The sequence below is a fragment of the Sphingobacterium cellulitidis genome (genome assembly GCF_043187465.1).
GTDB classification, from domain to species: domain Bacteria; phylum Bacteroidota; class Bacteroidia; order Sphingobacteriales; family Sphingobacteriaceae; genus Sphingobacterium; species Sphingobacterium cellulitidis.
Genome location: NZ_CP171136.1, coordinates 1432798 through 1448567 on the forward strand (window position 1 = coordinate 1432798; position 15770 = coordinate 1448567).

At 38.9% G+C, this 15770-nt stretch carries 11 protein-coding genes; 10 read left to right on the forward strand and 1 reads right to left on the reverse strand.

Annotated elements, in window-relative coordinates; translation table 11 throughout:
* Positions 1-6: 6 nt before the first annotated feature.
* From ACF3OC_RS06220 to ACF3OC_RS06255, 8 genes are all read left to right on the forward strand, one after another.
* The gene (locus ACF3OC_RS06220; protein ID WP_392471129.1) at positions 7-3267 is read left to right on the forward strand and encodes a SusC/RagA family TonB-linked outer membrane protein; all 3261 of its coding nucleotides are present in this window, start codon (positions 7-9) and stop codon (positions 3265-3267) included.
* A gap of 10 nt (positions 3268-3277) precedes the next feature.
* The gene (locus ACF3OC_RS06225; RefSeq protein WP_094280428.1) at positions 3278-5035 is read left to right on the forward strand and encodes a RagB/SusD family nutrient uptake outer membrane protein; all 1758 of its coding nucleotides are present in this window, start codon (positions 3278-3280) and stop codon (positions 5033-5035) included.
* Positions 5036-5301: 266 nt separating this feature from the next.
* Positions 5302-6177, forward strand: a complete 876-nt coding sequence (locus tag ACF3OC_RS06230) for a PstS family phosphate ABC transporter substrate-binding protein (protein WP_094280429.1) — start codon at positions 5302-5304, stop codon at positions 6175-6177.
* Complete coding sequence (gene pstC, locus ACF3OC_RS06235; RefSeq protein WP_094256801.1) at positions 6167-7057, forward strand: phosphate ABC transporter permease subunit PstC; 891 nt, start codon at positions 6167-6169, stop codon at positions 7055-7057. The genes ACF3OC_RS06230 and pstC overlap by 11 nt, the downstream gene beginning before the upstream one ends.
* Positions 7047-7904 carry a phosphate ABC transporter permease PstA gene (gene pstA / locus ACF3OC_RS06240; RefSeq protein WP_094256802.1) on the forward strand — a complete coding sequence of 286 codons (858 nt, stop codon included), beginning with the start codon at positions 7047-7049 and terminating at the stop codon, positions 7902-7904. Before pstC ends, pstA begins: the two co-directional genes overlap by 11 nt.
* On the forward strand, positions 7894-8640 hold the full coding sequence (gene pstB, locus ACF3OC_RS06245; RefSeq protein ID WP_094280430.1) for a phosphate ABC transporter ATP-binding protein PstB: 747 nt from the start codon (positions 7894-7896) through the stop codon (positions 8638-8640). The genes pstA and pstB overlap by 11 nt, the downstream gene beginning before the upstream one ends.
* A gap of 254 nt (positions 8641-8894) precedes the next feature.
* On the forward strand, positions 8895-9344 hold the full coding sequence (locus ACF3OC_RS06250; protein WP_094256804.1) for a hypothetical protein: 450 nt from the start codon (positions 8895-8897) through the stop codon (positions 9342-9344).
* A gap of 237 nt (positions 9345-9581) precedes the next feature.
* Positions 9582-11777 carry a S41 family peptidase gene (locus ACF3OC_RS06255; RefSeq protein WP_392471134.1) on the forward strand — a complete coding sequence of 732 codons (2196 nt, stop codon included), beginning with the start codon at positions 9582-9584 and terminating at the stop codon, positions 11775-11777.
* A 12-nt stretch (positions 11778-11789) separates the two neighbouring features.
* On the opposite strand, the gene ACF3OC_RS06260 is transcribed toward ACF3OC_RS06255, so the two are convergent.
* On the reverse strand, positions 11790-12470 hold the full coding sequence (locus ACF3OC_RS06260) for an arylesterase (protein WP_094280432.1): 681 nt from the start codon (positions 12468-12470) through the stop codon (positions 11790-11792).
* Between the two features lie 50 nt (positions 12471-12520).
* Between ACF3OC_RS06260 and ACF3OC_RS06265 the strand changes: the two genes are divergently transcribed.
* Complete coding sequence (locus tag ACF3OC_RS06265) at positions 12521-13192, forward strand: ABC transporter ATP-binding protein (RefSeq protein ID WP_218823954.1); 672 nt, start codon at positions 12521-12523, stop codon at positions 13190-13192.
* Positions 13189-15720 carry an ABC transporter permease gene (locus ACF3OC_RS06270; RefSeq protein ID WP_094280434.1) on the forward strand — a complete coding sequence of 844 codons (2532 nt, stop codon included), beginning with the start codon at positions 13189-13191 and terminating at the stop codon, positions 15718-15720. Before ACF3OC_RS06265 ends, ACF3OC_RS06270 begins: the two co-directional genes overlap by 4 nt.
* Positions 15721-15770 lie beyond the last annotated feature (50 nt).

The window sequence follows — 15770 nt, forward strand, 5'->3', positions numbered from 1 at the left end:
AATTTTATGAAATCTTACATACCAATATTTCTATTGGCGGGGACTGTTTTGTCCTTACCAATCCAAAGCTCGGCTTCAAAATTGAGGACAGAGTTAATGAATTCAGTTGATTTTCAACAAACTATTTCGGGGAGGGTAGTTGATGGGAGTGGAAATCCAATTGAAAGCGCGACGGTAGCTATTCAAGGCAGCAATCGTGCTACAGCGACGGATAAGAATGGTCAATTTACCTTGGAAAGTAGTAAATCCAATGTGACATTGGTTGTCTCATTTGTCGGGTTCACTACCAAAACCCAACAGGTTTCAGGTGATTTGAACAATGTGGTTATACAGCTGGACAACAAGAACGATCTTGAAGAGATCGTGGTTGTCGGGTACGGAACTCAAAAGAAGATCAATTTGACCGGAGCCGTTTCACAGGTAACCTCAGAGGTTCTTGAAAACCGCCCCGCGGCAAGTTTAAGTAGGATGTTGCAAGGAGCACTTCCCAATTTAAACCTAAAGATGGTTGATGGAAGTCCGACGCGCGGAGCAACTTTCAATGTGCGTGGATCAACCTCGATTGGTGCTGGGGGTAGTGCATTGGTGTTGATTGATGGAGTAGAAGGAGATCCCAATATGATCAACCCGAATGATATCGAAAGCGTAACGGTATTAAAAGATGCCTCATCGGCTGCAATTTATGGTTCCAGAGCTGCGTTTGGGGTAGTATTGATTACCACGAAAAACCCGAAAGCCGGAAAAGCAACCGTAACCTTAAACTCTAACTTTTCCATGAATAACCGCGTGGTAGAACCAAAATTGGTGACCAATGGTTATGAATGGGCAAAAAACTTTAATGAAGCTTTTAATGCCTGGTATGATTATAAATCAACTCCAATTTCCGTAAATAACATTTATCCATTTTCTTTGGAATATTTGGAAGCTTTGAAACAGCATTCCGAGAATCCTGGAGGCGAGGAAGTTGTTTTCAATAAGGCGACGAATCGTTATGAGTATTTTGGAAATACCGATTGGTACAATATGGTGTATAGAGAAAATATGCCGAGTACCGAACAAGCTATGAGCGTATCCGGAGGAGGAGAAAAAGCATCATATTTCCTATCTGGCCGATATTTTCACCAAGGAGGTTTATTCAATTTTAATCCAGACAAGTTTAACAAGTACAATATCCGTGGAAAAGGAGATGTCAAAGTTACAGATTGGTTGACCTTCCAGAACAATACAGAAATCAGCAGTTATGATTATCACTATCCTATGTTTGCAGATGGTGATGGCAATATCTGGAGGCAATTTGAGCATCAGGGTTATCCCATGGCGGTAATTTACAATCCTGATGGAACCTATACCCATTCAGCTGCATATACCGGAATAGCATCCTTTATTGAAGGGAACAATGCTTCTGACCTGAATAATACCGTTTTGCGAAATACCGCAGGAGTGATTATCAAACCGGTAAGCGGACTGACGCTAAAAGGAGATTTCACCTATTCCAGAACTTGGGAAGATGAGCAAAGAACCAATAATTATATCAACTATAGCAACTCACCGGGAGTAATAGATCGTTTTGGTCGAAGCTTATTAAGACAATTGGGCGAGCGTAAAAAATACCTTGCGGGGAACTTAACGGCAAACTATACCAAGAAATTTGCAGATAAGCATGATATCAATGCCTTATTAGGTTACAACGTAGAAACTCAAACCTTGAAAAAGTTGAATTCACAACGTGATGGTATTATTTTACCGAACAAACCGGATTTCAACTTAATGGATGGCTTGAATTTTAATATTACAGGAGGTGGTAATGAATGGGCATATTTAGGTTTATTCTACCGTTTCAATTACGCTTACGATAGTAAATACCTGATTGAATTGAACGGTCGTTATGATGGATCGTCGAAATTTCCTGAGGACCAACGATTTGGTTTCTTTCCTTCGGTGTCAGCGGGATGGGTTGTTTCCAATGAATCGTTTTTCCAAGAAGCAAAACCCTTGGTTAGTAATTTGAAGTTCAGAGCTTCCTATGGTTCATTGGGAAATGGAAACGTAGTACCATACCGTTATCTAGAACAGATGTCGGTGGCTAAAACTGGAGTAATCCTAGGAGGAGTTCAACCAAGTTATACCTCCATTCCAGGAGTTATTCCATCCGGTTTAACCTGGGAGAGATCCACAACGTTTAACGTGGGAGCAGATTTAGGGTTCTTCGATAATGCCTTGAATTTTACCTTCGATTGGTATAACCGGATGACCTATGATATGTTTACCGTGGGTGAGCCATTGCCAAATGTTTTTGGTGCCGCTGTTCCTTATGGAAACTTTGCGGACTTATCGACAAAAGGATGGGAATTGACGGTGAATTACAATAATCAATTTGAATTAGCCGGAAAACCATTTAACTGGGGAATCAATGGATCTTTATGGGATAGCAGATCCCATATTACTCGCTTCAACAATCCGAAAAAATTATTGAACAACTATTATGTAGGTCAGGAGATTGGTGAGATTTGGGGTTATGAAACCTTAGGATTCTTTACTTCAGAAGAAGATGTTGCCAACCATGCGGATCAAAGTTTTATCCGTAACTCGAACAATAATGTTTGGTTGCCTGGAGATTTGAAATTTGCAGACTTACCAAATCAAAACGGAGAAGTTGATGGTGTCATAAACTCAGGTGATAATACAGTAGATAATCCTGGAGACCGTCGCATTATTGGTAATAATTCAGCACGCTACCAATTTGGGTTTACCTTATCCGGAAAATGGAATGGGATAGGATTATCGGCATTTTTCCAAGGGATTGCAAAGCGTGATTATTATTTCTCACCAGAAGCAGGATTGTTCTGGGGTCCTTACAATAGACCCTATGGATATCAGCCAACCAAAATGATGGAGGATATGTGGTCAGAAGAAAATCCAGATGCTTATTTCCCTAGATATAGAGGTTATACTGCATTAGGTACTGACCGTTCATTGGGAGCACCGCAAACCCGTTATTTACAAGATGCTTCTTATTTACGATTAAAATCATTGACCATTGACTATAATGTGCCACAAAAATGGCTGCAGAAAACCAAGCTGGCCAATGTACAAGTCTTTGCAAGTGCGCAAAACTTATTCACTTTCTCAGGATTGTTTAAGCATACCGAGAATTTTGACCCAGAAGTTATAGAGAAGCCAATTGGTGAATTAACCAATGGTTCAGGAGAGGGATACGCCTATCCACAATTAAAAACAACAACTTTTGGTCTTAACGTAACATTCTAATTCTACCATCATGAACTCAAAAATTAAATATAGTATATTAGGATTGGCTGCGCTGGCATTTACTTCATGTAGCAAGGATTTCTTGGACCGGGAGCCATTTGATAAATTAGTTCCAAACACTTATTTCACGACAGAAGCTGATTTACAGCTATATGCGAATTCCTTCTATCAACAATTTATCCCATCTGGTTTATCCATTGTGCAAGCGGATGAAATGGGTGAATATACCTCCAAGAACAATTCTCCGAAATTTATCTCAGGGAATTTCTCAGCAGTAGATCAAGGAGCATGGAGTTGGACGAAACTTCGGAATATCAATTACTTCTTAAGTAAATACGATAACCCATCCATTCCAGAAGAAGCAAGGAAGCATTATTCTGGGGTTGCCAGGTTGTTCAGAGCCATGTTTTATTTTGATATGGTCAAAGACTATGGGGATGTGCCTTGGTATTCAAAACCATTGGCAACAGAAGATAAAGAGTTATTATATAAGGGTCGCGATCCAAGACATGCGGTAATGGATTCTGTTCTTGCGGATTTGAATTATGCGGTAGCCAATATTCGTGATAAGAAAGACAATACCTCTTCCATGATGACAAAATGGGTTGCCTTGGGGATGAAATCCAGGATTTGTCTATTCGAAGGGACCTATCGCAAATATCATCCAGAGATCAAGTTGACCAATACAGCAGAAAAATGGTTGACCGAGTCGTTGAATGCTTCCAAGCAGCTTGTGGATTCAAAGCAATACTCCTTATACAGCACAGGCAATCCAAGCAAGGATTACCGAACCCTATTTACGAGTGAGAATCCGGTTTCAGGAGAGGTAATGTGGTCCAATGTTTATAATAATGCTTTAAAGAGATGGCATGAAATTACCTGGAAATTTAATTCAGCTACATTTGGTGCGCGTTGGGGATTGAATAAACAATTTGTCAATACCTATTTGAATGTGGATGGAAGCCGTTTTACAGATCAAGCAGGATATGATGAGCTATTATTCGTAGATGAGATGAAGAATCGCGATCCACGATTATCACAGACGGTTCGCGGATTGGGCTATAAACGTTCAGATGGATCTGCAGCACCAGCAAATTTTGGGTATACCTTTACAGGTTACCATATTATGAAATTCAGTTTGGATGACAAGCGATTAGATGGTGTAACGGAGGGGTACAATTCCATTACGATGATGCGTTATGCGGAGATCTTACTGAATTATGCAGAAGCATCGGCGGAATTAGGTAAATTAGCGGGTGATGCTGCCCTGTGGAATGAGACCATTGGAGCATTACGGACTCGTGCGGGAATCAGTTCAAAACAACCTGCTGATGTTGATCGTTATTTGCAACAGGTTTATTTCCCTGAAATTTCAGATAAATACTTATTGGAAGTTCGCAGAGAAAGAGGAATTGAATTGGTTTATGAGGGTCTACGTTATGATGACCTGATGCGTTGGAAAAAAGGAACCTTATTGGAGATGCCGTGGAAAGGTATTTACGTACCGGCAATGGATCAAGAAATGGATCTTGATGGCAATGGAACGCCTGATGTATCCTTTGTGACCAAAACACCATCAAGTCCAAAACAAGGAGTGTCCTATTTTGTTGTTGATGGAAAAGCAGCGAAATTGACTGAAGGCAGCAAAGGGCATATTATCTGGCGAGCAGACGAGAATCGTAAGTTTGATGATAAAAAATATTTGAAGCCAATATCAAATGCGGATTTAGTAGTGAATCCTGATCTTGGTCAAAATCCCGGATGGTAATCCACCTAACTATTTAACTGAAAATAAAGCGTCCTTAGAAATTCTAGGGACGTTTTTTTATTGATTTTATTGATTCACGACAAAAATATAAAATTTCCTTGTTGGATATTTTTTACATCGGATGGGCTAAAAGTTGGTCGGTTGGGTTAAGTCCTTACATAGATTTAATATTTTTATTACAATTCCTTTACACAAAAAACGCAAAGTACCTATTCGTTAATACTGGCTTAACATTTTGTTAATTCTTAATTTTCATTTTTGTGGAGATGAGAAAAGGTATTAATCGCATTTTTCCAATCCTAACCCTGTTAGGTACTACATTTTTCTATTCATGTAGTAATAATTCCAATTCAATTAAGATGAAAGGCTCTGATACTGAGGTTAATTTAGCGGTTAACCTAGCAGAGAAGTTTACCAAGCTTGATCCTACCTTCAGTATTGCTATTTCGGGTGGTGGGTCTGGATTAGGGATAACCTCCTTGATGAATGGTCAGGCTGATATCGCGAATTCATCGCGACCGCTTTCCGAGGAGGAAGTTCAACAATTCAAAGACAAGAAGATAGATATCAAGACAGTTGTGTTTGCAGAAGATGCGACTGCATTTATCGTACACAAGGATTTACCCTTGGATTCCATCGATGTAGAGACCTTGGCAAAGATTATGGATGGCAGTATTCGTAATTGGTCTGAAGTATCAAAACATGATGCTCCCATTAATATTTATGGACGTCAAAGCAGTTCGGGAACACATTCATTTGTGAAAAAGAAGCTGAAGATCGAGTTTGCCAATACAGCAAAAGAGATGACGGGTAATGCACAAATTATTGAAGGGGTAAAGGCAGACCGGACAGGTATAGGTTATGTAGGTGCAGGTTATGTTTCACCCGAAGCAAAGGAATCTCAAGGAATTAAGATATTAAAGATCAAGAAAGATAAACAAAGTGAATCCATTTCACCCATGGATCAAGATGCAATCAACAATGGGGTTTATTACTTTCAAAGACCATTATATCAGTTTATCCTAGCAAAATCTTGGGATAAAGTTCGTCCTTTTATCAATTTTGAACGCAGTCCAAACGGCAGGGTATTGATAGAGGATCATGGTTATTACATATTAGAAAATCAAAAAAATGAAATATAGAGCGAGACTGTCGATGGACGTATTTTTCAAATACGTTTTCAAGGCAACGGGATTCTTAGTATTGGCTTTATTGGGCGGGATTCTAGCGATGTTGGTTTACAATTCGTTTTCCTTTTTCCTAGATGTAAAGCCATTGGATTTTATCACGGGGATGGAATGGAACCCTACGGGTAAGAATCCAAAGTACGGGATGGTTCCTTTGATCCTAAGTACCACGATCGTGACATTTGGGGCGATGTTAATTGCGATTCCATTGGGGATTGGTACAGCAGCATTTATTGCTGAATATGCGAGTCCGAGGTTAAAAAATATTTTAAAGCCAGCAATTGAAATGTTGGCGGCGATTCCGTCGGTAGTTATTGGATTTTTGGGGATTGTGGTTGTGAGTCCGGGGATTGCGAGTTTAGCGGATTTATCCAATGGTTTAAATGCATTGAATGGTGCGATTTTATTAGCTGTAATGGCCTTGCCTACGATTATTACGGTTGCTGAAGATGCCATCCACGCTGTTCCAAAGACTTATAAGGAAGCGAGTTATGGGGTTGGAGCAACCAAATGGCAAACCCTTTGTAAAGTGGTCATTCCTGCGGCTGCACCGGGTATTATAGCTGCGGTAATGTTGGGGGTTGGTCGTGCAATAGGAGAGACGATGACCGTTTTAATGGCAACAGGAAATGCATCCATCTTGCCGACGAGTATGTTTGACTCCGTAAAAACGATGACCGCGACGATTGCGATTGAAATGGGTGAGGTGCCTTATCAGACTACACACTATTTCGCACTATATGCGATTGCTACCGTATTATTTATTATGACCTTGGCTGCTAATATGTTAGGCGAGTATTTTATTAACCGATTCAGAAAATATCATGCAGCATAGAAAACTTAGATTCTCCAGTATTATAGAATGGGGGACATTATTGACAAGTACCTTATTGGTTTGTTTTTTCTTGGTTGTTGTTATTTGGGAGATTGTTTCCAAGGGGTCAAGTCAGTTGTCCTGGGGTTTTGTCAGTGAAGTTCCTTCAGAAGGTATGACCCGCGGAGGTATTTTGACACCTATCATTGGTACGGTTTTATTAACCTTGATTACAGCTTTATTCTCGATTCCATTTGGAGTAGCATGTGCGATTTATTTGCAGGAATATGCAGAGGATAATTGGTTGACCAGAACCATCAGGGCTTCTATTCGGAACCTATCAGGTGTTCCTTCCATTATTTACGGATTGTTCGGTTTGGCATTATTTGTTCAAGCCATGCATTTTGGGACTTCTCTGATTGCTGCCGGCTTAACCTTAGGTTTATTGTCCTTGCCTTATATTATTACCACGACGGAGGAGGCCTTGATGCGGATTCCAAATAGTACGAGGGAGGCAGCCTTAGCGGTGGGAGCGACCAAGTTTGAAACCATTAAGGATGTGATAATTCCATCGGCCATGTCTGGCATATTGACCGGTGTGGTTCTAACCCTTTCACGTGCAGCAGGTGAGACTGCTCCGATATTATTTACAGGGGCAGCGTTCTATATAAATGGGACGAGTGCTTTTATCAATCAGGAGTTTATGGCCTTGCCATACCATTTATATATGTTGTCAACACAGCATCAATCGATCGATGAGGTTCGTCCGATTGCCTATGGTACAGCCTTGGTATTGATCATTGTTGTCTTCTTATTGAACCTGACAGCATTTTATATTCGTTACAAGTACAGAAAAAATGAAAACTAAACTATCCGCAGAAAATCTAAACATCAGTTTTGGTACCAAGCATGTACTGAACAATGTGAATGTGGAATTTGCTGAGAATGAAATCACAGCCTTAATTGGCCCTTCGGGATGCGGAAAGAGTACCCTATTGCGATCATTCAACAGAATGCATGACTTATCACCGGATGCAAAAATCACGGGGAGTCTGAAATTGGAGGATTTGGATTTATATTCGAAAACTGTCCCAGTTACGGAGATTCGAAAACGCATTGGCATGGTATTCCAAAAAGCGAATCCATTTCCCAAAAGTATTTATGAAAACATAGCCTACGGACTAAAGATCAATAATTTGCCGCATGACAAGGCTGTTATTGAGAAGGCCTTGCGCGAAGCCTTTTTATGGGAGGAGGTCAAGAACGACTTAAAGATGCCAGCGACTCGGTTATCTGGGGGGCAGCAACAGCGTTTGTGTATTGCCAGAGCGGTTGCCTTACGTCCGGAAGTTATTTTGATGGATGAGCCTTGTTCTGCTTTGGATCCGGTGAGTACCTTAAAAATTGAAGAACTAATCATGCATTTAAAGGAGAAATATACCATTGTGATTGTCACCCATAATATGCAACAAGCTCAACGTATCGCTGATAAAACAGTTTTTATGTATTTGGGTGAGGTTAAGGAAGAAGGGTTGACCAGTCAAATTTTTGGGAATCCGAACAATGAAGTTACTGCAAATTATATCACTGGCCAATTTGGCTAGGGGATCAAAAATATACGCTGCCGTTCCCTCTTAGTTTATTAAGTAGTCAAAATGAAAATCTTGAAGTACAGCGGTATTTCAAGATTTTCTTTTTTAAGTATGGTGATTTAATTTGATGTTATCCATCCAATTAGATTATTATTATATTAATTAACTCATAATAAAAACATTAATGTTAGATTTTTGTTAAACAATTAAAATTATATTTGATTAATTAGAATTTAAATTATCTTTAACCATTAAATAATTAAGTTATGAGAAATTTATTTATTATCTCTGGTATGCTTGCTTTCAGTATGAGCAGTTGTGGTTTAAAAGGCTCTGGGGAAGCTGTTGTAGGGCCGCAATTGTTACCTATAGAATTTGTAGGGGAGCAAGATTCCACGATTCAAAATCCAAAAGGAAAGGCTATGTTGTATGCTGCTCCGGCGAATGTAGCAGATGTAGAAGCTACCTTAATTGCTGAAGTAGATTTTGAAGCCTCTTCAGTTCCATTTACGGTTGAATTTGAGGTGCCTTCAGAGCATCGTACGATGATTAAACCCGAGGTTCAGGAAACCGATTCTGTACAATATTTTGTCTCATTGGATTGGGATTCCAATGCCGATGGAAAAAAAGATTCAAGTGACGTGGTCATTGATTTTGACAAGCAATTTCCACATGTAGATTTAAAACAGTTGCATCAACAGGTATATTTAAGGTAGGATGTAGATATATGCTAGTGCTAGTTTTTTTTTTGAATTTAAGGGCATCAATTTGATGCCCTTTTTCTTTTGGAAAGTTCGGGCATACTGGGAGCGGTATACTCCCTTGACTTGAAGGTCAATGGTTAGAATACAAACGGAATTAACGTTTATTAACCTAATTGATTGAGTTTTAACTCCTGTTTAACAGTTGCATGCTATTTAAAAGTTTAGTTTTGATTAACAAATACCAATGTTATGCTTAAATTCCTGTTTTCACTTTTTCTCTTGATATTTCTACAAAATATTGGGTTTTCACAAATAGATACCAATCGGTATAACCTGAGCTTTAAACATGTTGAAAATAATATTCCTAGAGGTTGGAAAATTGATGGCAGTATGTTTAGCGACTATCAAGCAACAAACAATGGGAGCGATACTACTATTTTTTCAATCAAAAATAAAGGACTTAGCCAAGATGAAGTTGGCTTTGTATATTTTGATATCGATGATAATTTTGCTGGGAAAAAGTTGACATTATATGCTGATATCAGTACAGATTCAATTGTTTCAGATGGATCTGCCGGTTTATATTTAAGCCTTATGCCTAAGGTTGATATTATGAATATGTTGGGAAATAAGGTTAATGGGACAACAGATTGGAATAATTTTGGTATTTCTATAAACCTTAATCCGAAGGAAACAAAGAAAATTCGAATAGGGATTTATGTAATTGGGAAGGGAACGGCTAAATTCAAGAATTTGAAATTACTGGTTGATGATATTGACTACAGTAAATCATCTGTTTACCAGCCTAAAATTTTATCAGACAGTATCTATAATTTTAATTCTCATATTCCAGATTTTGAATTAACTAGCGAACGCATAAAACGGATAAAATTGACAGGTCAAGTATGGGGTTTATTGAAATATTTCCATCCCCAAGTTATGGTTGGAAAATGGGATATGGATACGGAGCTGTTCAAATTTTTCCCTTCAATATTGAAGGATCAGTCAGCCCTTGAGTTTGAACAAGAAATTATCGGCTGGATTGATCAATTTGGTGTCTTTACTAAGCTGAATCCTTTGGATCAACCTGAAACTGACTCTACCAAGTTAAAAGCAGACCATACATGGATTGATAAACTTGATTTCTCTTCTGATTTAAAACAAAAGCTAAAAGATCTGACCTTGGCTGAAAAAGGCGATACGAATGTTTATGTAAGTTATTTTGAGCCTTCCACTCATGTGTCTTTAAATGAGTTTAAATATGCCTCAGTGTCAAAATCGGATGTTGGTTTCCGATTATTGGGATTGTTCCGATATTGGAATATCATACAATATTATTATCCTTATCGTTATTTGATTGAAACTCCTTGGGAATTAGAGCTTGAAAATTTTATCCCAACATTCGTTGCTGCGAATACTGAAGCTAAACTGGATAGTGTCTATTTACAATTGTTTTCAAAAATTAATGATACACATGCATTTTCAGAATTATCAGATTATTATCATAGAGGGGTATTTGGAAAGCGCAGGGTTAATTTTTCTACAAAATTAGTTGAAAATAATTTGGTTATCAATTCTTTGGGAGCCGATAGCGTAGATTTGAGTAAATCTATTCAGGTGGGCGATGTCATTCAATCAATTGGGGGGATTCGAGTTTCCGAAAGGGTAAAAACATTACGACCATTTATTGCGGCATCAAATGAGGTTGTAGCAATGCGAGACCTTGCACAGCGATTAACACAGACCAATGCTGACAGTTTAGAACTCCAGATTTCAAATGGTAATAAAGAGCGAACCATTACAGTTCCTACCTATTCTTTTGAGGAGGTAAGACCCTTTCCGCAAGATACTCGACCTTATTATCTAATTGATGCTGATATTGCTTACCTCAATATTGGGAATTTTGTTGAGGAGAATTATGATGAATTTATTAAAATATTAGAATCCTCAAAAGGTTTAATTTTGGATTTTAGGGGATACCCCAAAATCTATTCCCATGAATTATTTGCTAAATATTTGTTTTCGAAGAAGAGTGAATATGTGAAATTCAGTTCCAATAAAGGATTTAGGCCTGGAGAATTTAGGTTTAGTTATTCATCATATTTAAAACATGAAGGGGCGCCACTTTACAAAGGCAAGGTAATCGTATTGATCAATGAGGATACACAGAGTGCTTCCGAGTATCAGGTTATGGCTCTTCGACAATCAGCAAATGTGACAGTTGTGGGATCTACAACTGCAGGGGCTGATGGGAATATTAGTTGGATTCCACTTCCATTCGGATATAGAACAGCTTTCTCAGCACTTGGAGTTTATTATCCAGATGGAACGGAAACCCAAGGGATAGGGATCGTTCCTGATATAAAGGTTGAGCTTAAAGTGAAGGATGTTCGAAACCGTCATGATCCTTATCTTGCAAAGGCACTGCAGTTAATCAATAAATAAAACCAGGAAGATCTATTGTATTATTGATTTTAAGTGTTGCCAAACATTGTTTGCTAGAATTTCTTGACCTTCTTTGGTCGGATGTACACCATCGTTTTGATTTAGATTTTGTATTCCAGCAACTTTATCCAATAAGAAAGGTACTAGAGTCATGTTTTGTTCTTTGGCTAATTTTGGGAAGATTGCTGCAAAGTCATTAAAATATTTTTCTCCCATGCTCGGTGGAACCATCATTCCTGCCAAAACTAATTTGCAGTCAGGATAAGCCTTTTTAACTTTATTGACTATTTCATTTAAATTTTGATAAGTAGATTCTGTAGAGATACCTCTTAAACCATCATTAGCACCTAATTCCAAGACAAATACATCGACTTTATCCTTTAATAACCAGTCGATTCGGTCTTTTCCACCTGCTGATGTTTCACCACTTAACCCGGCATTAATACAAGTATAAGGTAATTTCAAGGAATCAATTTTTTGTTGAATCAAAGCAGGGAATGCCAAGGATTGATCCTCCAGCCCTAAACCAGCGGTCAAGCTATTTCCAAAAAATAAGATGCGTTTTGTTGTTTCCGCAGGGATGGAATCAGTTTTAGTAGTATCTGTTGGAGCACTTGTATTGTTCTGTTGATTGGCATTATTGCAAGATGCAAGTAAAAAAACTGCTAAAATGATAGAGATTAGGGGTTTCATGTGATTCATCTAGCTAATTTAATTAAAAAATATCTATAAATTTATTAGATATGACATCAACTATGATCCTACAAGTGCAGCATGTCTTCAAGAGTTATCAGATTGGAGATCATCAATTACCCGTTTTACAAGATATAAATTTTGAGATAGAGGCCGGTTCGACGGTGGCCATTGTTGGACCCTCAGGCAGTGGTAAAACTACTCTTTTGGGTTTATGTGCAGGTTTGGACCAGAGCACCGAGGGAAATATTATTTTGGATGGCATTCAGCTAAGTGGTTTAAACGAGGATAAATTGGCACAAATCAGAAATGAACATGTGGGCTTTGTCTTTCAAAATTTTCAATTGCTACCAACCTTGACCGCTTTAGAAAATGTGTTGGTTCCGATGGAATTGCGGGGACAACGCAATAAGCAGAAAGAGGCCTTGGAGTTGTTGGACCGAGTTGGATTGTCTGGACGTGCGGATCATTATCCATCGCAATTATCTGGTGGGGAGCAGCAACGTGTTTCCTTAGCTCGTGCATTTGCGAATCGGCCAAAGATTTTATTTGCGGATGAACCGACGGGAAATCTAGATGCGGAAACCAGTGCTATTATTGTGGAAATGCTATTTCAATTAAATCAGGAGTCAGGCACTACCTTGGTTATCGTGACCCATGATTTGGATTTGGCAGCTAAGACACAAAAAATAATTCCAATCAAGGGAGGGAAGATTCAATGAATTGGCGATGGATTTTCTTAATGGCCTGGCGGGATAGCCGCAAAAACAGGTCGAGATTATTTCTGTTTATATCATCTATTATTTTAGGGATCGCGGCCTTAGTCGCCATGAATTCCTTTAATGAGAATTTACGGAAGGATATTGATAGTCAGGCAGCGGAATTGATTGGAGCAGATCTGGAGTTGGAGAGTAGGCGGGAGCCATCTGCTGAAGCCATGCAATTCATAGATTCACTAAAAGGCTTGAGTGAGGATTTTGCGAAGGAAGAGCGATTCATGTCGATGATCCGTTTTCCGAAAGCTGATGGATCACGATTAGTTCAAGTCCGAGCGATTGAAGGGAGTTATCCATTTTATGGGGATGTAGAAACCAATCCCGCACATAGTTTTAAAGAATTTGGTAAGGATAAGGCTGTATTTGTTGAGAATTCACTTTTATTACAATTTGACGCCCATGTCAGAGATTCCATTCAATTAGGAAACAATAGTTATGAAATCTGGGGGAATGTTTTATCCCAACCAGGGCAGACAGCCATCTCGGGGGCTATGGCACCTTCGGTATTTGTACCGATCGCGCAGTTAAAGAATTCAGGTTTACAACAGACAGGAAGTCGGATTGAGTATCATTATTATTTTAAGCTTCCTAAGGGGTTTCAGGTTGATAAGAAAGTAGAGGAGCTAGAGAATAGAATTACGGAATTGCAATTGAGGGCATCCACGATTCAGAGCACCAAAGAAAATACAGGGCGATCCTTTGCAGATATGGCCAGTTTTATGGAGTTGGTTGGGTTTGTAGCCTTATTATTAGGTTGTATTGGGGTATCCAGTTCTGTTCAGATCTATGTCCGGGAGAAATTACTCTCCGTTGCTGTATTACGATGTCTAGGAGCAACAGCGAAGCAGGCTTTTTATATATTTTTGGTTCAATTTGCAGGAATAGGGCTCATAGGAGGGTTTATAGGTGCTGTCCTAGGTTCTTTGATTCAATATATTATTCCAGTGGTTATGCAAGATGTATTACCCGTAAGTTTAAGTACAGGAATATCTTGGCTTGCCGTTCTTGAAGGGATAGCACTCGGACTTGTTATAGCGGTTTTATTTGCATTGTTACCCTTGTTATCTGTTCGGAAAATATCACCATTAAATTCTATTAGGGTTTCCGACAAAGAGGAGAGTGTCTTGAAGGATAAGATGAGTTGGTGGATTTATTTATTGATTCTTGTATTTATTACCTTGTTTGCACGTCTTCAAATGCCAAATTGGGGGCAAACCATCATTTTTGTAATAGGCGTTGGAGTGACCTTTTTGCTCCTTTATTCAGTGGCAAAGTTATTCACTTTTATAATCAAGAAGTATTTTCCTAAAGGCTGGCCATATTTATGGCGGCAGGGTTTATCGAATTTATATCGTCCGAACAACCAGACCGTTATTTTGATGATATCAATAGGGTTGGGAACAGCATTGATTGCCACGATGTTTTTGGTTCAGGATCTATTGATTAACCGGGTTAAGCTATCTTCTGAGCAGAGTCAGGCGAACATGATCATGTTTGATATTCAGCCCTCACAGCGGGCACCTTTGGATGCCTTGGCAAAATCGGAAGGCTATCCGATATTAGAATCTGTACCGGTTGTTACCATGCAATTGGCGAGTGTAAATGGGGTGACCTTAAAGGATGTAGTGGCAGATACAAGTAATGAAGTAAGTTCACGTGCGTTTCGAGGGGAGATCCGAGCGACTTATAGGGATTCCTTGACGGCAACCGAGCGAATCACTTCGGGAAAATGGGTTTCAAAGGTTGGTGGTTCTGATACCGCTATAGTTTCCTTGGATAAAAATTATGCAGAGAACATTAAAGTTAAAGTTGGGGACAAGCTATCTTTCAATGTGCAGGGATTAATCATTCCGGCAAAGGTTGGAAGTATCCGGCAAGTTGATTGGAATAGGTTTCAATCGAATTTTCGGGTGGTCTTTGCATCCGGAAGTATTGATAAAGCGCCTCAATTTTATTTGATGATGGCCAAGGTTCCAACAGAACTGGAGTCCAGTAAGTTTCAACAGAAAATTGTCAACAACTTTCCAAATGTGTCCGTGATTGATATGAATGCTGTTTTGATGGTATTGCAGGAGATATTGGATAAGATTGGTTTTATAATACAATTTATGGGGGCATTCAGTATTCTTACTGGAGTTATTGTCCTTATTTCATCCGTGCGGATCAGTAAATATCAGCGGATTCGAGAGAATGTTCTGTTAAGAACGATAGGAGCCAGTAGGAAGCAAATATTTCTCATTACGATCAGCGAATATTTATTTCTAGGCTTATTATCGGCTCTGACAGGGATAGTCATAGCGGTAATTGCGAGTTATTTGTTGGCTATTTTTGTTTTTGAAGCTGTGTTTGTTCCATCCTTTCTGATGATATTCATCTTGATGGTTGTGATTGTAGGATTAACAGTACTGATAGGGTTGATCAATAGCTTGACCGTCATCAATCGTTCCCCATTGGAGGTGTTGAGGAAAGAATAATTTTTACTAGGAAATTGTTGCTATAATTTAATTAAATTTAAAGACCATTT

Coding starts and splice junctions, on each gene's coding strand:
- ACF3OC_RS06265 (WP_218823954.1), top strand. CDS start 12,521: ATGACATCAACTATGATCCTACAAGTGCAGCATGTCTTCAAGAGTTAT.
- ACF3OC_RS06255 (WP_392471134.1), top strand. CDS start 9,582: ATGCTTAAATTCCTGTTTTCACTTTTTCTCTTGATATTTCTACAAAAT.
- pstA (WP_094256802.1), top strand. CDS start 7,047: ATGCAGCATAGAAAACTTAGATTCTCCAGTATTATAGAATGGGGGACA.
- ACF3OC_RS06220 (WP_392471129.1), top strand. CDS start 7: ATGAAATCTTACATACCAATATTTCTATTGGCGGGGACTGTTTTGTCC.
- ACF3OC_RS06270 (WP_094280434.1), top strand. CDS start 13,189: ATGAATTGGCGATGGATTTTCTTAATGGCCTGGCGGGATAGCCGCAAA.
- pstB (WP_094280430.1), top strand. CDS start 7,894: ATGAAAACTAAACTATCCGCAGAAAATCTAAACATCAGTTTTGGTACC.
- ACF3OC_RS06260 (WP_094280432.1), bottom strand. CDS start 12,470: ATGAAACCCCTAATCTCTATCATTTTAGCAGTTTTTTTACTTGCATCT.
- ACF3OC_RS06225 (WP_094280428.1), top strand. CDS start 3,278: ATGAACTCAAAAATTAAATATAGTATATTAGGATTGGCTGCGCTGGCA.
- pstC (WP_094256801.1), top strand. CDS start 6,167: ATGAAATATAGAGCGAGACTGTCGATGGACGTATTTTTCAAATACGTT.
- ACF3OC_RS06230 (WP_094280429.1), top strand. CDS start 5,302: ATGAGAAAAGGTATTAATCGCATTTTTCCAATCCTAACCCTGTTAGGT.
- ACF3OC_RS06250 (WP_094256804.1), top strand. CDS start 8,895: ATGAGAAATTTATTTATTATCTCTGGTATGCTTGCTTTCAGTATGAGC.